The organism is Rhizobacter koreensis, from assembly GCF_013366375.1.
In the GTDB taxonomy this organism is placed as follows: domain Bacteria; phylum Pseudomonadota; class Gammaproteobacteria; order Burkholderiales; family Burkholderiaceae_C; genus Schlegelella_A; species Schlegelella_A koreensis.
This window is the reverse complement of the sequence record NZ_JABWMJ010000017.1, coordinates 39,347-61,402: the sequence shown is the minus strand read 5'-3', so window position 1 is coordinate 61,402 and position 22,056 is coordinate 39,347. Positions and strand designations below refer to the sequence as shown.

19 protein-coding genes are annotated in these 22,056 nt (G+C 66.7%); 17 read left to right on the top strand and 2 right to left on the bottom strand.

Features of this window, described 5'->3' with window-relative positions; all coding sequences use genetic code 11:
* Positions 1–14 precede the first annotated feature (14 nt).
* The 7 genes from HQN59_RS24085 to HQN59_RS24055 all read left to right on the top strand — a co-directional run bounded on the left by HQN59_RS24085 (position 15) and on the right by HQN59_RS24055 (position 7,622).
* Complete coding sequence (locus tag HQN59_RS24085; protein ID WP_176071688.1) at positions 15–1,181, top strand: acyl-CoA dehydrogenase family protein; 1,167 nt, start codon at positions 15–17, stop codon at positions 1,179–1,181.
* A gap of 17 nt (positions 1,182–1,198) precedes the next feature.
* Complete coding sequence (locus HQN59_RS24080; protein ID WP_176071687.1) at positions 1,199–2,395, top strand: acyl-CoA dehydrogenase family protein; 1,197 nt, start codon at positions 1,199–1,201, stop codon at positions 2,393–2,395.
* Positions 2,392–3,558 carry an acyl-CoA dehydrogenase family protein gene (locus tag HQN59_RS24075; protein WP_217704295.1) on the top strand — a complete coding sequence of 389 codons (1,167 nt, stop codon included), beginning with the start codon at positions 2,392–2,394 and terminating at the stop codon, positions 3,556–3,558. Before HQN59_RS24080 ends, HQN59_RS24075 begins: the two co-directional genes overlap by 4 nt.
* Before the next feature lie 43 nt (positions 3,559–3,601).
* Positions 3,602–4,522 carry an SDR family NAD(P)-dependent oxidoreductase gene (locus HQN59_RS24070; protein WP_176071686.1) on the top strand — a complete coding sequence of 307 codons (921 nt, stop codon included), beginning with the start codon at positions 3,602–3,604 and terminating at the stop codon, positions 4,520–4,522.
* 71 nt (positions 4,523–4,593) lie between these two features.
* Positions 4,594–5,397 carry an enoyl-CoA hydratase/isomerase family protein gene (locus HQN59_RS24065; RefSeq protein ID WP_176071685.1) on the top strand — a complete coding sequence of 268 codons (804 nt, stop codon included), beginning with the start codon at positions 4,594–4,596 and terminating at the stop codon, positions 5,395–5,397.
* Positions 5,398–5,431: 34 nt separating this feature from the next.
* Positions 5,432–6,598, top strand: coding sequence for an acyl-CoA dehydrogenase family protein (locus HQN59_RS24060; protein ID WP_176071684.1), 1,167 nt, complete (start codon positions 5,432–5,434; stop codon positions 6,596–6,598).
* A gap of 37 nt (positions 6,599–6,635) precedes the next feature.
* A complete protein-coding gene (locus tag HQN59_RS24055; RefSeq protein WP_176071683.1) occupies positions 6,636–7,622 on the top strand; it encodes a Bug family tripartite tricarboxylate transporter substrate binding protein in 987 nt (328 codons plus the stop codon).
* Positions 7,623–8,080: 458 nt separating this feature from the next.
* On the opposite strand, the gene HQN59_RS24050 is transcribed toward HQN59_RS24055, so the two are convergent.
* Complete coding sequence (locus HQN59_RS24050) at positions 8,081–8,869, bottom strand: enoyl-CoA hydratase/isomerase family protein (RefSeq protein WP_176071682.1); 789 nt, start codon at positions 8,867–8,869, stop codon at positions 8,081–8,083.
* On the opposite strand from HQN59_RS24050, the gene HQN59_RS24045 reads away from it, so the two are divergent.
* Positions 8,831–10,420: an MmgE/PrpD family protein gene (locus HQN59_RS24045; protein ID WP_246295129.1), complete on the top strand. Its 1,590-nt coding sequence runs from the start codon at positions 8,831–8,833 to the stop codon at positions 10,418–10,420. The two genes, HQN59_RS24050 and HQN59_RS24045, sit on opposite strands and share 39 nt — an antisense overlap.
* Positions 10,421–10,437: 17 nt before the next feature.
* Entirely contained in the window at positions 10,438–11,589 is a 1,152-nt protein-coding gene (locus HQN59_RS24040) for an acyl-CoA dehydrogenase family protein (RefSeq protein ID WP_176071681.1), read from the top strand.
* A gap of 268 nt (positions 11,590–11,857) precedes the next feature.
* On the opposite strand, the gene HQN59_RS24035 is transcribed toward HQN59_RS24040, so the two are convergent.
* Positions 11,858–13,777, bottom strand: a complete 1,920-nt coding sequence (locus HQN59_RS24035; protein WP_217704294.1) for an NAD(P)/FAD-dependent oxidoreductase — start codon at positions 13,775–13,777, stop codon at positions 11,858–11,860.
* Between the two features lie 170 nt (positions 13,778–13,947).
* Between HQN59_RS24035 and HQN59_RS24030 the strand changes: the two genes are divergently transcribed.
* From HQN59_RS24030 to HQN59_RS23995, 8 genes are all read left to right on the top strand, one after another.
* Positions 13,948–14,919 carry a Bug family tripartite tricarboxylate transporter substrate binding protein gene (locus tag HQN59_RS24030; protein WP_176071680.1) on the top strand — a complete coding sequence of 324 codons (972 nt, stop codon included), beginning with the start codon at positions 13,948–13,950 and terminating at the stop codon, positions 14,917–14,919.
* A 115-nt stretch (positions 14,920–15,034) separates the two neighbouring features.
* Positions 15,035–15,829: an SDR family NAD(P)-dependent oxidoreductase gene (locus HQN59_RS24025; RefSeq protein WP_176071679.1), complete on the top strand. Its 795-nt coding sequence runs from the start codon at positions 15,035–15,037 to the stop codon at positions 15,827–15,829.
* Between the two features lie 14 nt (positions 15,830–15,843).
* Positions 15,844–16,629 carry a 2-ketocyclohexanecarboxyl-CoA hydrolase gene (badI, locus tag HQN59_RS24020; protein ID WP_176071678.1) on the top strand — a complete coding sequence of 262 codons (786 nt, stop codon included), beginning with the start codon at positions 15,844–15,846 and terminating at the stop codon, positions 16,627–16,629.
* Between the two features lie 22 nt (positions 16,630–16,651).
* Positions 16,652–17,443, top strand: a complete 792-nt coding sequence (locus HQN59_RS24015) for an ABC transporter ATP-binding protein (protein ID WP_176071677.1) — start codon at positions 16,652–16,654, stop codon at positions 17,441–17,443.
* 11 nt (positions 17,444–17,454) lie between these two features.
* Positions 17,455–18,234 carry an ABC transporter ATP-binding protein gene (locus HQN59_RS24010; protein ID WP_176071676.1) on the top strand — a complete coding sequence of 260 codons (780 nt, stop codon included), beginning with the start codon at positions 17,455–17,457 and terminating at the stop codon, positions 18,232–18,234.
* Positions 18,231–20,111, top strand: a complete 1,881-nt coding sequence (locus tag HQN59_RS24005) for an AMP-dependent synthetase/ligase (protein ID WP_176071675.1) — start codon at positions 18,231–18,233, stop codon at positions 20,109–20,111. The genes HQN59_RS24010 and HQN59_RS24005 overlap by 4 nt, the downstream gene beginning before the upstream one ends.
* On the top strand, positions 20,111–20,983 hold the full coding sequence (locus HQN59_RS24000) for a branched-chain amino acid ABC transporter permease (protein ID WP_176071674.1): 873 nt from the start codon (positions 20,111–20,113) through the stop codon (positions 20,981–20,983). The genes HQN59_RS24005 and HQN59_RS24000 overlap by 1 nt, the downstream gene beginning before the upstream one ends.
* Positions 20,983–22,020, top strand: a complete 1,038-nt coding sequence (locus HQN59_RS23995; protein ID WP_176071673.1) for a branched-chain amino acid ABC transporter permease — start codon at positions 20,983–20,985, stop codon at positions 22,018–22,020. Before HQN59_RS24000 ends, HQN59_RS23995 begins: the two co-directional genes overlap by 1 nt.
* The last annotated feature ends 36 nt before the right edge of the window (positions 22,021–22,056 follow it).

Below are 22,056 nucleotides of genomic sequence, written 5' to 3'. Positions count from 1 at the left end.
CAGGCGATCCGATCATGGACTTCATCGAGAACCGCGAGCACGAAGCGATCCGCGAAGCGATCGGGAAGATCTGCGAGCGCTTCGGCGACGACTACTGGCTCTCGCACGACCGTGACGGCGGCTTTCCGTTCGAGCTGTACGACGCCCTGGCCGCCGGCGGCTGGCTGGGCATCTGCATGCCGACCGAGTATGGCGGCAGTGGCATGGGCATCGCAGAAGCGACAGTGATGATGGCCGCCATCGCGCGTTCGGGCGCCGGCCTGTCGGGATGCTCGTCGGTGCACATGAACATCTTCGGGCTGCAGCCGGTTGTGGTGTTCGGCACCGACGAGCAGAAGCGCCGCATGCTGCCACCGCTCGTCGCCGGCCAGCACAAGGCTTGCTTCGCGGTGACCGAGCCCAACACGGGCCTGAACACCACCAAGCTCAAGACCCGCGCCGAGCGCAGCGGTGATCACTACGTCCTGAGCGGCCAGAAGGTGTGGATTTCCACGGCCCAGGTCGCCAACAAGATGCTGATCCTGGCCCGCACCACGCCGGTGGAGCAGTGCCGCAAGCCCACACTCGGTCTGAGCCTGTTCTACACCGACCTCGACCGCAACTTTGTCGAGGTGCGTGAAATCGACAAGATGGGCCGCAAGGCGGTGGACTCCAACCAGCTCTTCATCGACGGCCTGAAGGTGCCGGTGGAAGATCGCATCGGCGAGGAAGGCCGGGGGTTCGAGTACATCCTGCACGGCATGAACCCGGAGCGCATCCTCATCGCCGGCGAGGCGGTCGGGCTTGGACAGGCCGCGCTCGAACGGGCCAGCCGGTACGCGCGCGAACGCATCGTCTTCGACCGTCCGATCGGCCAGAACCAGTCGATCCAGCACCCGCTGGCGCAGAGTTGGATGGAGCTGGAGGCCGCCTGGCTGATGACGATGCGAGCGGCCTGGAAGTACGACCACAAGCTGGATTGCGGAGCAGATGCCAATGCCGCCAAGTACATGGCGGCGGAAGCTGGCTTCGCCGCCTGCCAGCGCGCCATGGCCACGCTGGGCGGCTTCGGCTACGCCAAAGAGTATCAGGTCGAACGTTATTTGCGCGAGATGCTGATCCCGCGGGTCGCCCCGATCAGCCCACAGCTCATCCTGTGTTTCATCGCCGAGAAGGTACTCGGCCTACCCAAGTCGTACTGATTGCCCGTCCTCATCGCATGACTGCTTCCACCGTGGCCACACCGGCCGATCGACTCGAAGAGCGCGCCCTGCTGCGCGCCAGTGCGACATCGTTTGTCGGCCGGGAGTCACCTCCGTCAAGATCCCGCGCACTTCGCGGCAAAGCCCCGGGCTTCGACCTGCGCTTCTGGGCGGCACTGGCCCAGCAGGGCTGGACCGGTCTGCTCGCGCCGGAGTCCGTCGGTGGCTACGGCCAGGGATTCGCCGAAATGGCCGAGGTGGTCTCGGCCCTGGCGGAGCAGGCGGCCCCCGAGCCGCTGACGCCGGTCACCGTCTTCGCAGGCCGCCTGCTGGCCGGCTGTGGCGATCAGGGCATGGCCGCGGGGCTCCTCGAACAAACCGCGTCGGGACAGCTTCTGCCTGCCGTGGCCTGGCAGGAAGATCCAACCGGCAGCGCGAGCTTCGACAGCCAGGGCCATCCGTCGGAGCCGGCCGCGGTGTGCGCGCGCAGCGCCTCCGGGCTGCGGCTGAATGGCCGCAAGCTGCATGTGCGGCCGGGCGCTGGGGCGAACGCCTACATCGTCACCGCCTCGTCCTCGGAGGGGCTGGCGCTGGTCTGGCTGCCGGCCGAAGCCGTCGGATCGAAGCGCCTGCTGCAAGGGCTGGCCGACGGTACGTTCGCGGCCCGGCTGGATCTCGACAACGTGGTGGTGCCGGACAGCCACCTGCTGGCCAGCGGCGATCGCGCGCGCGCGGCGTTCGCTGCCGCCCATGACGAGGCCCTGATCATGACGGGGGTGGAGTTGCTGGCCGGCGGGCGCCGGATGCTGGCGATGACCCTGGACTACCTGCGCACGCGCAAGCAGTTCGGCAGGCCGATCGGCAGCTACCAGGCCCTCCAGCACCGTGCCGTCGACCTGTTCATCCAACAGGAGCTGAGCAGCGCGGTGCTCGCACACGCGCTGACCGAACTCGACCGCGGCATCGCCGGCACCGAGCGGGCGCAGCTGGCGGCCCGCGTGAAGGCGCGCTGCTCGGAGGCCGCACTCACCATCGCACGCGAAGCCGTGCAGATGCACGGCGCCATCGGCGTCACCGACGAGCACGATCTCGGGCTGTACCTGCAGCGCACGCTCGTGCTGTCGGCGTGGCTCGGCAATGCTGCGCAGCAGCGGCGCCGCTTCGCCGCCTTGTCACGCCGCGACGCCGCCGGCGCAAAGGACTCAGCTCGATGAGGGCGTCGAACATGGCCAAAGAGTGGAACACGATGGACACCGACGCCTTCCGCGCAGAGGTGAGAGCCTTCTTTCAGCAGCACTACCCCGAACACCTTCGCTACCCCAAGCGGCGCCTGCGCTGGAACGAGATCCGCGAGTGGACACTGAAGCTGGCGGCCCACGGCTGGTTGGCTCCGAGCTGGCCGGCGCGCCATGGCGGTATGGGCCTGGCACCGAACAAGTTGATCGTCTTCATCGAGGAGCAGGAGCGGCACGGCGTGGCGCGCGCACCCGACATGGGCATCACCATGGTCGGCCCGCTGCTCATCCAGCACGGCACCGACGCGCAGCGTGCGCACTATCTGCCGCGCATCCTGTCATGCCAGGACATCTGGTGCCAGGGCTATTCGGAGCCAAACTCGGGTTCCGACCTCGCCAGTCTGCGCACCGAGGCCGTGGCCGACGGCGACGACTTCATCGTCAACGGGCAGAAGATCTGGACCACGCTGGCGCAGGACGCGACCCACATCTTCCTGCTCGTGCGCACCGACAAGGCAGCCAAGAAGCAGGAGGGCATCAGCTTCCTGCTGGCCGACATGAAGAGCCCGGGCGTCACGGTGCGGCCGATCCGCAACATCGCCGGCGCCGAGGACTTCTGCGAGGTCTTCCTGGACAACGTGCGCGTGCCACGCGCCAACATCGTCGGCGAGTTGAACAAGGGATGGACCATCGCCAAAGCGCTGCTCGGCTTCGAGCGCATCTTCCTCGGCAGCCCCAAGCAGAGCCAATACGCACTGTCGCGCGTCGAAGAGGCCGCGGCCAGACTGGGGCTGCTCGAAGATCCGGTGTTCGCCGACCGCTACACGCAGCTGGCGCTGGACGTCGCCGACCTCGGCACGCTCTACGCGCGCTTCGTCGAACAGGTCAAGCGCGGCGAGGCGCTGGGGCCCGAGGTCTCGATGCTCAAGGTCTTCGCCACCGAAACCTACTCCCGGCTGGCCAACGTACTGGTCGAGATCGCCGGGGCCAGCGGGGCAACAGCGGGCGATGTTGAGACCGATGACGGCGCGATCGACGTGCTCACGACCTTCTACAACGCACGCCCGGCCACCATCTACGGCGGCAGCAACGAGATCCAGCGCAACATCCTGGCGAGCACCGTGCTTCAGCTGCCGAGCTGATCAAGCACCCCCTTCGATTCATTCTTTCAAAGGAAGACCCGATATGCACAAAGGCAGCATGCTGAAAGACAAGGTCGCCGTGGTGACCGGCTCGGGGCGCGGCATCGGGCGCGACATTGCGCTCGAGATGGCCGCCCAGGGCGCCAAGATTGTCGTCAACGACGTGGGTGCATCGGTCAGTGGTGAAGGCAACGATGCCAGCCTTGGGCAGCAGGTGGTCGACGAGATCAAGGCCATGGGCGGCCAAGCTGCGCTTTCTACCGACAGTGTGGCCGAGTGGCACTCCGCGCACCGCATCGTGCAGTGCGCTGTAGATCACTTCGGCCGCATCGACATCGTCGTCAACAACGCCGGCATCCTCCGCGACCGCATGTTCTTTGCCATGTCGCAGGACGAGTGGAAGGCCGTGATCGACGTGCACCTCAACGGGAGCTTCAACGTCTCGCGCGCCGCGGCACCGCACTTCAAGTCACAGCAGTCGGGCGCCTACGTGCACATGACCTCCACCTCCGGTCTGATCGGCAATCTGGGCCAGGCGAACTACGGCGCCGCCAAGCTCGGCATCGTCGCGCTCTCGCGATCGATCGCCGGCGACATGAAGCGCTACAACGTGCGCTCCAATTGCATCTCGCCGTTCGCTTGGAGCCGCATGATCGGCTCGATCCCGACCGATACGCCCGAACAGCAGGCGCGCGTCGAGAAGCTCAAGAAGCTCGACACCGCGCAGATCGCCCCGATGGCGGCCTTCCTCGCCAGCGACGCCGCGGCCGAGGTGACCTCGCAGATCTTCGCGGTGCGCGGCAACGAGATCTTCCTGATGAGCCAGCCGCGACCGGTGCGCGGCATGCACACCGCCGAGGGCTGGACGCCCGAAACGATCGCCGAGCGGGTACTGCCGGCGATGAAGCCCAATTTCTTCCCGCTGGAGAGCTCGGCCGTCGTGTTTTCATGGGATCCGGTCTGAGCCCGACCCATCACCCGATTCCCCTCGCACAGCCCTTCCCTCTCCACCATCGACCATCGAGGACCCTTCCGATGAACTACTCCGACTTCCAATTTCTGAAGTTCGACCACAAGCCCAACGGCGTGCTGCTGATCACGATCAACCGCCCCGAGGTGATGAACGCCACCAACGGCCGCCTGCACTGGGAACTGACCAAGGTCTGGGGCGTGGTCAACGACGACCCCAAGACCAAGGTGGCGGTGATCACCGGCGCCGGCGACAAGGCCTTCTCGGCCGGCGGCGACCTGAACTGGATCACCAACATGGTCGGCAATGCCGAGACGATCAACATGGTGATGAACGAGGCCTCCGACATCGTCTACAACGTCATGGCCTGCGACAAGCCGGTGATCTCGGCGATCAACGGTGTGGCGGTCGGCGCCGGGCTGGCGGTCGCGATGATGGCCGACATCAGCATCATGGCCGAAGAGGCGAAGATCACCGACGGCCACGTCAAGCTCGGTGTGGCCGCGGGCGACCATGCGGCGATCTGCTGGCCGCTGCTGTGCGGCATGGCCAAGGCCAAGTACTACCTGATGACGGCCGAGTTCGTGTCGGGCAAGGAGGCCGAGCGCATCGGCCTGGTGAGCCTGTGTGTGCCCCGCGCGCAGCTGATGGACAAGGCGATGGAAGTCGCAGACAAGCTGGCCGCCGGCAGCCAGCAGGCCATCCGCTTCACCAAGCGTTCGCTCAACGGCTGGATGAACATGGCGCGGCCGATCTTCGAGAGCTCGCTGGCGATGGAGATGCTGTGCTTCCTCGGAGAGGACGCCAAGGAAGGCGTCGCCGCGGTGAAGGAGAAGCGCGCGCCCCAGTTCCCGTCGGCCAAGCGCTGAACGGCACGTTCCCTTCGTCATCGCAGGAGCCCCCATGGATTTCGCCCTCACCCAGGAACAGCGCATGGTCTACGAGTACGGCGACCGCGTGTCGCAGCGCTTCGACCATGCCTACTGGAAGAAGTACGCCGAGAAGAGCGAGCCGCCGGCCGAGCTGTACAAGCAAATCACCGACGACGGCTTTCTCGGCATCATGGTGCCCGAGGCCTACGGCGGCGCCGGCCAGGGAATGACCGAGATGCTGCTGTTCATGGAGGGACTGGCGAACAACGGCATCCCGCTGCTGAACCTGGTGGTCGGCCCGACGATGACGATGGGCCTGATGGCAAAGCACGCCAGCGAGGCGATGAAGCGCCGGCTGCTTCCGGGCGGCTGCGCCGGCGAGATCCGCTTCTGCTTCGCCATCACTGAGCCAAACGCGGGCTCGAACTCGATGGAGATCACCTCCATCGCCAAGCCCGACGGCAAGGGCGGCTTCCGCCTGAGCGGCCAGAAGGTCTTCATCACCGACGCCAACCACGCCGACTACGCGATGGTGGTGACGCGCACAACGCCGCGCGCTGAGGTCAAGAAGAAGACCGACGGCTTCACCATCTTCATGGTCGACATGAAGAAGAAGGGCATCAGCAAGACGCTGATCCCGGTGGCCTTCCCGGTGCCCGAGACGCAGTGGCAGGTGTTCTTCGACGACGTGTCGCTGACCGAGGACGACGTGCTCGGCGAAGTTGGCAGGGGCTTCTCGATCCTGTTCGACACCCTCAATCCGGAGCGCATCATCCTGTCGGGCCTGTGCACCGGCGTCGGCCGCTTCGCGCTGAAGAAGGCGGTGGCCTACGCCAACGACCGCAAGCTTTTCAACAACACACCGATAGGCGCCTACCAGGGCGTGCAGCATCCGCTGGCCATCGCGCGCAGCGAGATCGAGATGGCCTCGCTGATGGCGCTCAAGGCGGCCTGGGCGTTCGACCAGGGCCTGCCGGCGGGCGAGTTCTCCAACATCGCCAAGTACGCCGGCGCCGAGGCCGGCATCCATGCAGTGGACGCAGCGATCCAGACGCACGGTGGCAACGGCTTCACCAAGGAGTACGGCATCTACGACCTGTACGGCCTGGTGCGGCTGCTGCGCACCGCGCCGCTGAACCGCGAGATGGTGCTGAACTACATCGCCGAGCACGTGATGGGGCTGCCGCGCTCGTACTGAGTGCTCCCCCCGTCTGGCGTGCCCCTCCAGAGGTTGGATGAAGTTGATGAACCACTCTCGTCGCCATTGTCTGCTCGGTGGCGTGGCCGCCGCGCTGCTGCCCTGGCGCGCTGGCGCGCAGGATACGGCCTATCCGTCGCGCCCCTTGCGCTTCGTTGTCGGCTTCGCCCCCGGCGGGCCGGCCGACGGCGTGACACGCCTGTTCGCCAGCCGGCTGCAGGCGCAGCTCGGCCAGACCGTGAACGTCGAGAACGTGCCCGGTGCCGGCAGCACGTTGGGCATCGCGCGCCTGTCGAAGATGACAGCGGACGGCTACACGATCGGGTTTGCCCACACGGCGTCTCTGAGCATCGGGCCGAGCCTCTACAAGAACGTGGGATACGACCCGCTGAAGAGTCTCACGCCCGTGGCCAGGCTGTGCGAGTACGTCAACGTGCTGGCGGTGCGCGCCGACAGCCAGTGGCGCAGCCTTTCCGACCTGCTGGCGGCCGCGCGCGCGCAGCCCGGGGCGCTGAGCTACGGTTCGGCCGGCATCGGATCGACGAACCACCTGAGCGGCGAGCTGCTCGCGGCAAAGGCCGGCGTGAAGCTCACGCACGTGCCCTACCGCGGCACCGCACTGGCGGTCAACGACCTGATGGGCGGCGCCCTGCAGTTCGTCTTCGACGCGCCCAACAGCGCCGGGCCGCTGGCGGCCGCCGGCAAGATTCGCCTGCTGGCAACGACGGGGCGCACGCGGCACAAGCTGTACCCAGACCTGCCTTCGATTGCCGAGACCGTGCCTGACTATGAGTTCCGCGGCTGGATGGGCGTGGTCGCACCATCTGGGCTGCCGCCGGCCCTGCAGCAGCGCCTGACCCGCGAGCTGGAGCTGGCTGCCGCCGCACCGGACACCGCTGAGCGTCTCGCGGCGCTGGGACTCGACGTAGCATTCGGCGAGCCCCACGAACTGGCGCGGGTGATCGCCGCCGAGTTGGCGTTGTGGGGCCCGCTCATCAGATCACTCAATCTGACGGTGCAGTAGCACCCTTCGGCGACCCGGTGAGTGGACGCTGAATGCTCACGTCGGGTTCGAGAGGGCAGCAACTCGCTCGCCAGAGTCACCGAGCTGCGCACCGTGGGCGCGGGCCCTGAGGCCACCGACGTGCTGTCCGTGGCCGCCCAGTGCTGGACCGTCAAGGAGGAAATCGGCGCGTCGACCACGAGTGAGCTGTTCGTCCTCAGCGCCGGCTACCGGCTGTCCAAGCGCACGGCCTTGTACGTTCCGACTGGATTTGACGACAACAAGGCCCTGGGCATTGCACCGTTGTGGGGAAACGGGGGGTTTTTGGGTAGTGGCAACGTGATCGTCGCCAACGAAAAGGTCAATGGCCTGGCCGCCGGGATTCGCCGCGTGTTGATTGCGCTGCGTGCGGGAGACTCATCGGGTCTGTCGCGGCCTCCACGCTCGAGGCAGGCCCGACGCTCTCACCCACTTCGCTGTCAATGTCCCTTAAACCGCGGCATACGCCGCTCGGACATGGCCCTGACACCCTCCTGGAAGTCCTCGGTCTCGAAATGAATGTTCTGCTCGATGCTTTCGCGCGCGACAGCGAGCCGGAACTGCTCGACCAGGCCCGCGCGCAAGGTGGATCGCGTGGACTGCACCGCGACGGGTGAAGAAGCGGCGATCTCCTCGGCCAGTTCGATCGCCTTGGAGCGCACCTCCGGCTGCGGCACGAGTTGATCGGCCAGGCCGATGCGCACTGCCTCCTCGCCCGCGATGCGGCGGCCGGTGTAGAACAGCAGCGACGCCTGCTGCTGCCCGACGAGCCGCGGCAGCATGTAGGACAAGCCGAAGCCGGGATGGATGCCCAGCCGGTTGAAGTTGGCCGAGAAGCGCGCCTCGGCGCAGGTGACGCGGAAGTCGGCGGCCAGCGCCAGGCCCAAGCCTCCGCCGATGGCCGGGCCGTGCACGGCAGCGATCACGGGCTTTGTGCAGGCCACCAGTCGTATGGCCTCGAAGTACAGCGGGTTGACCGCGCGAGGGCTCCTTTGCGGCGGCGCCGCATCCCGGGTGGCAAAGTTGGCGCCGGCGCAGAAGGCCGTTCCCTGAGAGCACAGCACGATGGCACGGCAAGCGGCGTCGCCCTCCAGTGCTTCGAAAGCATCGGCGATACCCTGGATCATGGCTGCGTCGAAGTAGTTGTGCGGCGGACGGCGGATCTCGACGATCGCGACGTGGCCCTGCTTATGCACGCCCACGGCCGGGGTGCTCGGAGTGTCGTTCATGGCTGCTCCTCGGATGAACGGCTCATCATACCTAACAGTTGTTTGGTTTGCCCGCTATACTGCTGGCCAAGAAGCCGCCGCAAAGCATCGTTCGGGGTGCCTCCCGACTCTCCATCGCCCGACGGTCATGAGAACCGCAAGCAGGCCATGAGCAACCAGACCGACCCGACCATCGCCGACACGCTCGCCGACTTCGCCGCGACGCTGCGGACGGCGGACATTCCCGCGGCAGTGCTGGATCGGGCCCGCCACCTGATCCTCGATGCCGTGGGCATTGCCCATGCATCCACGCCCTACGACTTCGCGCACCGCTCGCTGTCGGCCATGCGGGACTTGTCGTCCCAGGGCGGCAACACACCGGTGATTGCGTCACCGGCGCGCCTGGCGCTGCGTGACGCGATGCTGATGAACGGCATCCTGATCCACGGGCTGGACTATGACGACACGCATGCCGCCGGCGTGATCCACGCCACTGCAAGCACCTTCCCCTGCGCGCTGGGCACCGCGGCCCAGGCAAGGCTCGACGGCGAAGCGATGCTTGCCGCCTACGTCTGCGGAATGGAGGTCGGCGCGCGGCTGGCTTCGGTGGCCAAGGGCGGCTTCCATCAGGTTGGCTTTCACCCCACCGGTCTGATCGGTGCCTTCGCCTGCACGCTGGTGGCCGGACGGCTGTTGGGGCTGAACGCGGCGCAGCTGGCGTCGGCACAGGGCATCGCGCTGTCGATGGGCTCGGGCAGCATGGAGTTCCTGCAGGACGGCGCCTGGACCAAGCGCATGCACCCGGGTTGGGCGGCCGGCGCCGGTCTCACCGCCGCGACGATGGCGCGCCACGGCTTCGTCGGCCCCCGGCAGGTGTACGAGGGCCGCTTCGGCCTGTTCAACAGCCACCTCGGACCGCTCGCGCGCGAAGGCGACCTGGCGCTTGCGACCGCCGGCCTGGGCGATGTGTGGGAACTCGCCAAGGTCAACGTCAAGCCGCTGCCGGCCTGCCACTTCACGCACGCCTGCGCGGATGCGGCGGTGACGCTTCGCGAACGGCACGGTTTGCGGCCCGAGCAGATCCGCAGCGTGCGCGCACGCGTGCCGGCCGAGGTGGTGAAGACGGTGTGCGAACCCGTGGCCACGAAGACGCGCCCGCAGAACAGCTACGACGCGCAGTTCAGCATCCCGTACATCGTCGCCACGGCGCTGATCCGCGGCCGCTTCGGCCTCGCCGAACTCGACGACGAGGCGCTGAGGGACCAGCGCACGCTCGCGCTCGCCTCCAAGGTCGAACACGAGGTCGACCCGGACTCACCGTTTCCGAAGTACTACTCGGGCGAGGTCATCGTCACGCTGGACGACGGCCGGGAGCTTCGCCACCGCGAGCACGTCAACCGCGGCGGCGAGGAACGCCCGATCTCCGACGCCGAGGTCGTGCGCAAGTACGACGAGAACATGGCGCTGGTCGCCTCGCCGGCGCGCGCCGCGCAGGTGCGCGAGCTGGTGCTGGCGATCGGGCGCGACGTTGCGGCGGCCGACCTGCAGGCCGGACTGGCCGCTCGCGGCTGACACGGAAAGGCTCCTTGATGAATCATGAGCCGCAACAGGACGAGGCGATCCTCGACGCGATCGACCGCTTCCTGCGGGTCGAGGTCCGGCCGCACGTCAAGCGGCTCGAACAGGCCGACGAGTACCCGACGGCGATCGTCGAGCGCATGAAGGAGATGGGCCTGTTCGGCTGCATCATCCCGGCCGAGTACGGCGGGCTGGGCCTGAGCACCGTCACCTACGCGGCGGTGGTCGCGCGCATTGCGGCGGTGTGGATGTCGCTGTCGGGCATCATCAACTCGCACCTGATCATGGCCGCCGCCGTCATGCGCAGCGGCACCGAGGCGCAGAAGCGCGAGCTGCTGCCACGTTTCGCCAGCGGCGAGCTGCGCGGCGGTATCGGCCTGACCGAGCCCGACGCCGGCACCGATCTGCAGGCGATCCGTACGCGCGCGGTCAAAGACGGCGACCACTACGTCGTCAATGGCGGCAAGACCTGGATCACCAACAGCGGCCAGGGAGGCTGCATCGCGCTGCTGGTCAAGACCGACCCCGAGGCCGAACCGCGCCACAAGGGTATGAGCCTGTTCATCGCCGAGAAGGGCCCAGGCTTCGTCGTCTCGCGCAAGCTGAAGAAGCTGGGCTACCGCGGCATCGACACTTGCGAGCTGCGTTTCGACGATTACCGCGTGCCGGCAGCGCGGTTGATCGGCGGCGTCGAGGGCCGGGGGTTGCAGCAGGTGCTGTCGGGGCTTGAACTCGGACGCATCAACGTCGCCGCGCGGGGTCTGGGCGTGGCCACCGCGGCGCTGAACGACGCCGTCGCCTACGCCCAGCAGCGCAAGACCTTCGGCAAGCCGATCTGCGAGCACCAGGCGATCCAGCTCAAGCTCGGCGAGATGGGCACGCGCGTGGAGGCCGCGAAGCTGCTGGTGCAGTCCGCGGCGCGCGCCTACGACCGCGGCGAGCGCTGCGACATGGAGGCCGGCATGGCGAAGTACTTCGCCACCGAGGCCGCTATGGAGAACGCTCTCGAGTGCATGCGCATCCACGGCGCCTACGGCTATTCGCCCGAGTTCGATGTCGAGCGCTACTTCCGCGACGCGCCGCTGCTGCTGATCGGCGAGGGCACGAACGAGATGCAGCGCATCATCATCGCGCGCCAGCTGGTGCAGCGCAATCCGGTGTGACGCGCCGCCGCGGTCTGGCAGCGGGCTCGCTGCTGCGGTGCTGGGGCACGGCGCGGATGGCAAAGGCGATCCTTCCGTGCGCCTGTGCCGTGCTGCTGGGCCTGGGTCAGGGGCCCCCGGTGGCGGCGTTGGCCACCTTCGGCGGCGTGCTGGCTGGACCGTCGGTTCGGCCCAATGGTCCAGCCCGGCCTCGCCTACGACGCGGCTGGCGTCGTCATGGGTCCGCCCGCCCTGGTCTGCGGCCTGCTCCTCGCTCGGCCGGCCACGTTCACGCGCTGTCCGCGGCCTGTCCCGAGCAGCGGTAGTCGCCGAGATTGGCGTCGTGCGCGAACCGCCAGTAATCCGCCAGCCGCCAGGGCAGCACCGTGAACACCCGGCCGTGGCGGTTGCGGTAGTAGGTGGACATGCCGGGGTGCGACCAGATCAGTGTCTCGTGCTCGGCGTCGAAGCGCCGCTGGTAGTCGTCGAGCACCTCGGGCCGCAGGTCGATCGCCGAAACGCCCTGCTCGGCCATGCGCACCAGGCACGAGGTGATGTAGCGCGTCTGGGCCTCGGCGATGAAGGTGATGCTGCCGCCGTGGCCCGACGATGTGCCCGGCCCGACCATGCAGAAGAAGTTGGGAAACCCGGGCACCGTCAGGCCGAGGTACGCACGCAGGTCGCCGTCGGCCCAGACCTCGGACAGGCTGCGCCCGCGGCGCCCGACCAGGCCCAGCCGCGCCGCCATCTCCGTGAGCTTGAAGCCGGTGGCGTACACGATCACATCGGCCTCGCGCAGCCTGCCGTCGGCCGTCTCGATGCCAGCGCCGACGATGCGCCGGATGGGATCGACCACAAGTTCGACCCGGGGCTTCTTCAACGTCCGGTACCAGTCGTTGTCGAGCAGAATGCGCTTGCCGTAGGGCGGGTAGTCCGGGATGCACTTGGACAGCAGATCAGGCCGTCCCTCCAGCTCCGCGCGGATGAAGTCGGTCAGCTCGCGACGGTGACGGTCGTTGACCGCATTGACCGCACGCTGCGGATGCGGCCAGTCCGGGTCCTTCTTCAGCGTCTTGAGCAGTCCGTCGCCGTAGCGCCAGAACATCGTGAAGCGGAACCACTCGGCGTAGTACGGCACGTGCGCCAGCAGCCATTGCGCCTGCTGCCCGATCGGTTCGCGGTAGCCGGGGATGGGGCGCGCCCACTGCGGCGAGCGCTGGTAGATCGTCAGCGAACGTACGCTGTCGGCGATCTCCGGCACCAGCTGCATCACGGTGGCGCCGGTGCCGATCACGGCCACGCGCCGGCCCCCGACCTTCAGGCCCTCGGGCCAGTTCGCCGAATGGAAGCTAACGCCCTCGAAGCTGCCGGCGCCGTCAATGCGCGGCAGTTGCGGATCGCTCAGCTGGCCGATGGCGCTGACGAGAAAGCGCGAGCGCACGATGCTGTCGCCGTCGGCCCCGCGCAACTGCGCGACCCATTGCCGGGCCTCTTCGTTCCACGTCGCGCCCATCAGCTGCGTCGAGAAGCGGATGTGCTTGCGCAGGCCGGCCGCGTCGATCACTTGCCGCAGATAGGCCAGAACCTCCTCGCGGCGTGAGAAGTAGCGCGGCCACAGGAAGCGCGGGCCGAACGAGAACGAGTAGGCGTGGTTGGGCGTGTCGACACCGCAGCCCGGATAACGATTGACGAACCACGCGCCCCCTATGTCGCCGGCCTTCTCGACGATGGTGAACGGCACCCCCAGCTCGATCAGGCTGGCACCCAGCGCGATCCCGCTGACGCCGGCGCCGACGATCAACACATGCTCGTCGCTCCCCGACGGGCGCGGCACGCTCTCGGGCCACCGCAGGCGCCGCGGCACCAGCGCCATCTCTTCGCGCGTCAATCGCGCGTACTCGAGCGGTACGCTCTCGCCCAGGCAGACGGACATCATGCGCTGCATCAGCGCGTCACCGGGGTCGTGGATCACGGCCCGAGCGCCGGTTGCTAGCATTTCCACCGCAGCATGGCGGATCCGCCCTTGCACCTCGGGCGGCAGACCTGCGGCGGGGTCCGCCACCAGATTGACGTCGCGCCGAGGGCAGTGCGGCGGGTCGAGCCAGCCGAGATCGCCGCTCAGGTGAACCATCACCATCAGCAGCACGCGCAGGTCCGCAGCCTGAACGGCGGACTCGAGCTGATGGCGGTCGACGCTCGATTCGTTCACTGTGACCCCAGACCCTTCGATCGGGCCCGCATGCATTTGCGTGCTGGACATTCTAATCAAACCTAACGTCCGTTAGGGCATGTCCCCATGGCGTTTCGCACTGACCCTCTATAGATTGCAGGCGACTTCGGCAAGCAGCCGCAACGACCGACTCCGGGAGCCGCTCCGCCATGTTCAAGACCTTGCTTGCCCTTGTCACCGCCATGACGCTGGCGGGTCCGTCGCTGGGCCAGACCGCCGCCGGCTCCTACCCCAACAAGCCGATCCGCTTCATCGTGCCCTACGCCCCGGGCGGCAGCACCAGCTACGTGGCGCGGCTGGTGGGCGCGAAGCTGACCGAGGCCTGGGGGCAGCAGGTGCTGATCGACAACAAGCCGGGCGCAAACACGGCCATCGGGTCCGATGCACTCGCAAAGTCGGCGCCGGACGGCTACACGATCTCGCTGGCGGCCTCGACGCACGTGACGGTGCCTCACCTGGTGGCCACCTTGCCCTTCGACGTGCTGCGCGACTTCCATCCGGTGGCGGGCCTCGTGACGACGCAACTCGTGCTGGTGGTGCATCCTTCGGTCCCCGCGGCCAATCTTTCGGAGTTCATCGCGCTGGCCAAGGCCAAGCCGAACGAACTGAACTTCGCGGCGGTAGGCACCGGCAGTTCCACTCATCTCGCCGGCGAGTACTTCAAGAGCGTGGCGGGCGTGAAGATGCAGCATGTGCCCTACAAGGGGACCGCACCGGCGCTGACCGATCTGATCGGCGGCCAGATCCAGCTCAACTTCGACACCCCGGTCACTTCGATTCCCCACATCAAGTCAGGGCGCCTGCGGCCCCTCGCGATCACCGGCACCAAGCGACTGCCCACGCTGCCCGATGTGCCCACCTTTGCCGAGGCCGGACTGCCTGCGTACGACTTCCAGCTCTGGTTCGGCGTCCTGGCGCCCGCCGGCACGCCGCGCCCCATCGTCGAGAAGCTCTCGACCGAGATCGCGCGGATCCTGGCCCTGCCCGACGTGAAGCAGCAGCTCGCCGACCAAGGCCTGGAGACGGTGTACCGGACGCCAGCCGAGTTCGATTCGCTGATCCGATCCGATCACGAGCGATTCGGCAAGCTGATCAAGTCGGCGGGCATCAAGATCGAGTAGCGAGGAGCGACACCCGCCTTGGTATTCATCTGATGTCCTAACAAGCGTTTGGCCGATATACTTCGGCCGCCGCGCGCAGCGGGCGCGCCTGACACAACGACGAAAGGTTGACGACATGGATCTCGAACTCAAGGACAAGTCGGTCATCGTGACCGGCGGCGGATCGAACATCGGGCGGGCGATCGTGCTTGCTTTCGCCGCCGAAGGCGCGCACCTGACCATCGGCGACATCGACACCGCGCAGGCCGAGAAGACAGCCGAATTCGCGCGCAAGCTCGGCGCCGCTTCGGCACAGGTGGTCAAGACGGACGTGACGCAGCTCGACCAGGTGCAGGCCATGTTCAAGGCCGCTGCCGACAAGCATGGCTGCGTCGACGTCCTGGTCAACAACGTCGGCTGGGACAACCTGATGTTCTTCACCCAGACCACGCCCGAGTTCTGGCGCAAGGTGATCGACATCAACTACGTCGGCGTGCTCAACTGCACCAAGACCGCGCTGGACTATATGGTCAAGCAAAACAGCGGTGCCATCGTCTCCATCAGCTCGGATGCCAGCCGCCAGGGCGAGCCGCGCGAAGCGGTCTATGGCGGCGTGAAGGCGGCAGTCAACAGCTTCATGAAGACGATCGCGAAGGAGAACGGCCGCTTCGGCATCCGCTGCAATGTGGTCTGCCCGGGTGTGACGATTCCATCGAGTGCCGATGAGGTGGGCGGCAGCAGCATGTGGACCAATGCCGACAGCATGTTCACGCCCGAGCAGATCGAGAAGGCCGCCAAGGCGATGCCGCTGCGCAAGGTGGGGCGGCCGCAGGACGTGGCCAATGCGGTGGTATTCCTCGCCTCCGGCAAGGCCGGGCATGTGACTGGCCAGGTGCTGAGCGTCTCGGGCGGCTACAGCATGATCGGCTGACGGAGACTGCGACGATGGACTACACCGATATCGTTTACGAAGAGCGCGATCAGATCGCGACCATCGCGATCAACCGGCCCGGCGTCATGAATGCCTTCCGAGGCCAGACGATCGAGGAAATGCTGCACGCCATGATGAAGGCGGGCTGGGACAAGAGGATCGCTGCCATTGTGCTGACCGGCACCGGCGACCGCGCGTTCTGCACGGGCGGCGATCAGTCGGCGCACTCCGGCCAGTACGACGGCCGCGGAACGGCCGGGCTGCCGATTGAAGAGCTGCACAGCGCCATCCGCGACGTGCCCAAGCCGGTGATCGCCCGCGTGCAGGGCTACGCCATCGGCGGCGGCAACGTCATCGCCACGCTGTGCGACCTGACCATCGCCTCCGAAAAGGCGGTGTTCGGACAGGTCGGACCCAAGGTCGGATCGGTCGACCCGGGCTGGGGAACCGCCTACCTGGCAGCGGTCGTCGGCGAGAAGAAGGCGCGCGAGATCTGGTACATGTGCCGCCGCTACAGCGCCCAGGAAGCGCTTGCGATGGGACTGTGCAATGTGGTCGTGCCGCACGACCAACTCGACGCCGAGGTCGCCAAATGGGGCCGCGAGCTGGTCGAGAAGAGCCCGACCGCGATCGCGATCGCCAAGCGCTCGTTCAACGCGTCCACCGAGCACATCCGCGGCATCGGCAGTTTGGGCATGCAGGCACTGAGCCTGTACTACAACACCGACGAGTCGAAGGAAGGCGTTCGCGCCTTCCTCGAGAAGCGTAAACCCGACTTCCGCAAGTTCGCCGGCGGTTGAAGCCCAGCACGCACGGAACGACATGCTCGCGTTGACCAACGTCCAGATCGTCTACGACAACACCATCGAGGCGGTGCGCGAGGTGTCGCTCACCCTCGGCAAGGGCCGCATCGTCGCGCTGCTGGGTGCCAACGGCGCCGGCAAGTCCACGACCTTGAAGGCCATCTCCGGCGTGCTCTATCCGGAGGACGGCGAGATCAAGGCCGGGCAGATCAGCTTCGAGGGTCGGCCGCTGGCCGGCATGGCCCCCGACCGCATCGTCAAGCAGGGCATCGTGATGGTGCCCGAGGGGCGACGGCTGTTCGACCAGCTCACGGTCGAGGAGAACCTGCTGATGGGAGGGTACACGCGCAGCGCGGCCGATTCGCGTCGCGGCCTCGAGCGCGCGTATGCGCTGTTTCCGCGCCTGACGCAAAAGCGCACCACGGTCTCGGGCTATCTCTCCGGCGGCGAACAGCAGATGGTAGCGATCGGCCGCGCGCTGATGTCCGAGCCCAAGGTGCTGATGCTCGACGAACCCACGCTCGGCCTGGCACCGCAGATTTGCGAGGAGATCTTCGGGATCATCACGCGCCTGCGGCACGACAGTGGGGTGAGCATCCTGCTGGTGGAGCAGAACGCCCAGGCCGCGCTGGCCGTGGCCGACGAGGGTTACATCATGGAGAACGGCCGCATCGTGCTCGATGGCCCGGCCGACAAGCTGCTGCGTAACGAAGACGTGCGTGAGTTCTACCTCGGCTTCAGCGAAGGCGGCACCCGCAAGAGCATGCGCGAGGTCAAGCATTACAAGCGCCGCAAGCGCTGGTTGTCCTGAGTACCCACACCATGCACCACGACAGTCTGCTCAGGGTCGAAGGCCTCTCCAAGCGCTTCGGCGGCGTCGAAGCGGTTTCGGGCGTGAGCTTTCACGTCGGCCGCGGCGAGATCTACTCGCTGATCGGGCCCAACGGCGCCGGCAAGACGACCACGTTCAACATGATCAGCGGCATCGTGCCCCCTTCGAGCGGCACCGTGCACTTCGACGGCCGCGACACCAGCGGCATGCCGTCGCACCGCATGCCACTGATGGGCATCGGGCGCACCTTCCAGAACCTGGCCGTGTTCAAGCACGCCACGGTGGTGCAGAACCTGCTGGTGGGACGCCACTGCCACATGCGCACCAACGTCTTCGACGCCGCCTGGTTCCTCGGCCGGGCGCGGCGCGAGGAACTGGAGCATCGCCGCAAGGTCGAGGAGATCATCGACTTCCTGGAGATCGAGGACATCCGCGACATGCCGGTCGGCGCGCTGTCCTATGGCATGCAAAAGCGCGTCGAGCTGGGTCGAGCGCTCGCAACCGAGCCCAAGCTGCTGCTGCTCGATGAGATGGTCTCGGGCATGAACACCGAGGAGACCGAGGACATCGCGCGCTTCGTGCTCGACATCCGCGACGAACTCGGCATCACCGTGCTGATGGTCGAGCACGACATGGGCATCGTGATGGACATCTCCGACCGCATCTGCGTGCTGAACTTCGGCCGCAAGATCGCCGAAGGCACGCCGGCGCAGGTCTCGGCCGACCCGGCGGTCATCGAAGCCTATCTGGGCGGAGCGAAGGCGGCATGAAGACCATCGGCGAAAGCAGCCTGGACGCCGCTCTGAACAACGGCGAACACACCCTGCCCAGGCTGTTGCAGCACTGGGCGAGCACGACACCCGATGCCCTGGCACTGCGCGAGAAGGACCTGGGCATCTGGAACCGGATGACCTGGCGCGAGTATCAAGACACCGCGCGGCGCTTCGCGCTCGGCCTGCTGAAGCTGGGATTCCGGCGCGGCGAGCGCCTGGCCATTGCCAGCGAGGACACGCCGCAGTGGATGTTCGCCGATCTGGGCACGCAGGCCATCGGCGGCGTGGTGGTAGGCATCTATCCGACGAACCCCTGGCCCGAACTACAGTACATCGTCCACCACTCCAACAGTCGATTCGTGGTCTGCGGCGACCAGGAGCAGGTCGACAAGGTGCTCGACGCAATGAGCAAGCACGAGGTCGGCCTGCCCGACGTGGTGAAGATCATCGCGGTGGACATGAAGGGCATGCGCCAGTATCCGCGCGACAATCTGCTGTCGTTCGACGAAGTGCTCGAACTCGGTGACCAGTATGCCGCCGAGTCACCCGATCAGGCGCGCGCATTCGACGACGGCGTCGCTGCAACGCAGCCCGACGACACCTGCATGCTGGTCTACACCTCGGGCACCACCGGGCCGCCCAAGGGCGCGATGCTGTCGCACCGCAATCTGCTCGTGACCACCGACAAGCTACGCCGCTGCTTCGGGCTGGACCAGCAGAACATGGAGGTGCTGTGCTACCTGCCGCTGTGCCATGTGGCCGAGCGCGCCTTCTCGACCGTCATGCACATGATGACCGGCGGCGTGGTGAACTACGCCGAGTCCATCGACACGGTGGCAGCCAACCTGCGCGAGATCGCACCCAAGGTGTTCCTCGGCGTGCCGCGCATCTGGGAGAAGCTGCAGCAGGGCATCCTGATGCGAATGCAGGACGCGACGCGCCTGCAGCGCTGGGCCTTCCAGCGCTGTTTCGATTCGGGCAAGGCGCTCTTCGAGCGCGTCGAGCAGCACGGCGGGCAGCGCACGCTCGGCGACCGCTTGCAGTTCGGCTTGCTGTGGCTGCTGATGTTCCGGAACCTGCAGAAGTTCGTCGGTCTCGATCGCATGCGCTGCGGCTTCTGCGGCGGCGCCAGCGTCTCGCCCGAGGTGCTGAAGTTCTTCCGAATCCTGGGCCTCCCCGTCTATCAGGTCTACGGAATGACCGAGTCCGGCGGGGTGATCTTCCACCAGCATCCCCAGGCCGTGCGCCTGGGCGCCACCGGGACACCGATCGAAGGGCTGAACTGGAAGATCGCCGAGGACGGCGAACTCGTCGTCAAGCACCCCGCCGTCTTCAAGGGCTACATCCACGACAACAACGCCACCGCGCTGACGGTACAAGACGGCTGGCTGCACACCGGCGACATCGTGGCACAGGCCCCCAACGGCGAACTGATGATCGTCGATCGCAAGAAGGCCATCATCATCACCAGCGGCGGCAAGAACATCTCGCCCTCGGAGATCGAGAATGCACTCAAGGACAGCTTGTACATCCGCGAAGCCATCGTGCTGGGCGACGGCCGCCACTTCCTCTCTGCCTTGGTCCAGATCGACTACGACACCGTGGGAAAGTGGGCGCAGGAGAAACGACTGGCGTTCACCACCTACCGCAGCCTGTCGCAGCTGCCCGAGGTGCGCGAACTGGTCGATGCGGAAGTCAGGCGCGTGAACAAGCTGTTCGCGCGGGTGGAAAACATCCGCAAGTTCCTGATCCTCGAGAAGGAACTCGATCACGACGACGGCGAGCTGACCGCCACGCAGAAGGTTCGCCGCAACATCATCGGCAAGAAGTTCGCGCGCGAGATCGAACTGATCTATGGCGGAGGCACGGCCTGATGGACTACTTCTTTCAATTACTGGTCTCCGGCGTGGCGGTGGGATTGATCTACGGCTTCATCGGCATGGGATTCGCGATGATCTTCCGCGCCACCGGCGTGGTGAACTTCGCCCAGGGCGAGCTGATGATGCTGGTGGCCTACATCGGCTTCACGCTCGTGGGCACGTTCAAGCTGGGGTTCTTTGCGCTTCTGCTGGCCTCGGTCGTGGTGTCGGTGCTGATCGGCATGCTGATCGAAGTGCTCCTGATCCGCCCGATGCTGGGCCAGCCGGTGTTCTCCACCGTCATGGTGACCATTGGCCTGGCCGTGATCATCCGCTCGGTGGTCGTGCTCGTCTGGGGCGCCGATCCGATGCCGCTGGCCACCGGGCTGTCGACCGAGCCCATCCGGATCGGCCCGGCCGGTGTGTTTCCGGCGCAGCTGTACGCGCTGGGCATCATGGTCTGCGTCGTGGGTGCGCTCTGGGTGTTCTTCCGCTACTCGCGCACGGGCATCGCGATGCGTGCCACCGCCAACCTGCAAACGACGGCGTTGCTCATGGGCATCAACGTCAAGCGCATCTTTGCGCTGTCATGGGCGCTCTCAGCCGGACTTGCAGCCATCGCAGGCGTGCTCGTCGGGGTGATCTACGACCTCAATCCAGGCATGTGGCTCACCGGGCTGCGCAGCTTCCCGGCGGTGATCCTTGGCGGGCTGGATTCGGTGTTCGGTGCCGCGCTGGGCGGGGTGCTGATCGGTGTGGTCGAGAACCTCTCCGAAGGCTACATCGGCCGCGGCATGAAGGAGATCGCCGGCTTCGTGCTGATCCTCGTGGTTCTCATGGTCCGCCCTTACGGCCTCTTCGGCAAAGCCGAGATCGAGCGAGTGTGATGCGCAGCGGAAACTTCAAACAAGACTACCGCCAGTTGCTGGTGCTGACCGACTCGGTGCCGGTCATTGTCTGGTCGATCGTGCTGGTGGCGGCGATCGCGCTCGCGCCGCTGCTCATCGGCAAGTACTTCGTCTCGCTGCTGCTGCTGATGATGATCACTGCCGTCGGCGTGTTGGGGCTCAACATCCTCACCGGCACCACCGGGCTCATCTCGCTCGGCCACGCCGGCTTCCTCGCCGTGGGTGCCTACGCGGCCGGGATCGTTGCCGGCCGCTACGGCTGGCCGATGCCGCTGTCGATCCTGGCCGGCGGCATTGGCGCCGCCGTCGCGGGCCTGGTGGTCGGCGTGCCCTCGCTGCGCTTGAAGGGCCTGTACCTGGCGATCACGACGATGGCCTTCGCGGTGATCATCAACCACCTCATCCTCAACGGCGGCGCACTGACCGGCGGCTCCGAAGGCTTGACAGTGCCGCAGCCGGCGCTGTTCGGCCGGCCGCTCGCGGCCGAGGGCGGCTACTACTACGTGGTTCTGGCGGTGCTGCTGCTGGCGGTGTTTGCCACGCTGAACCTGCAACGCAGCCGCGTCGGGAGGGCGCTGATGGCGATCCGCGAGCACGACATCGCCGCGCGCGCGATGGGCGTGAACCTGGTGCGCTGGCGCCTGCTCGCCTTCACGGTGAGTGCCTTCTACACGGGCGTGGCCGGCGCGTTACTGGCCTTTTATACGCGCTACCTCAACGTCGACAGCTTCAGCCTGCTGGTGTCGATCGAGGCGCTGTCGATGCTGATCGTCGGCGGCCTGGGCACGGTGTCAGGCGCGCTGCTCGGCGCCGTGTTCATCTTCGTGCTCAACGAAGGCCTCGGCTTGCTCTTCAGCGCGCTGGGGTCGGGGGCACTCTCCACCGCCGCATTCGAGATCAAGGGCATCGTCTACGGGTTGGCCATCGTCTTGTTCCTGCGCTTCGAGCCCGATGGCCTGATCGGCCGTTGGCGCGACCTGAAGCACTACTGGACGCATTGGCCGTTCCGCTACTAGAGCCATCACCCACGGGGGCAGCGGCCCCGCTCACCA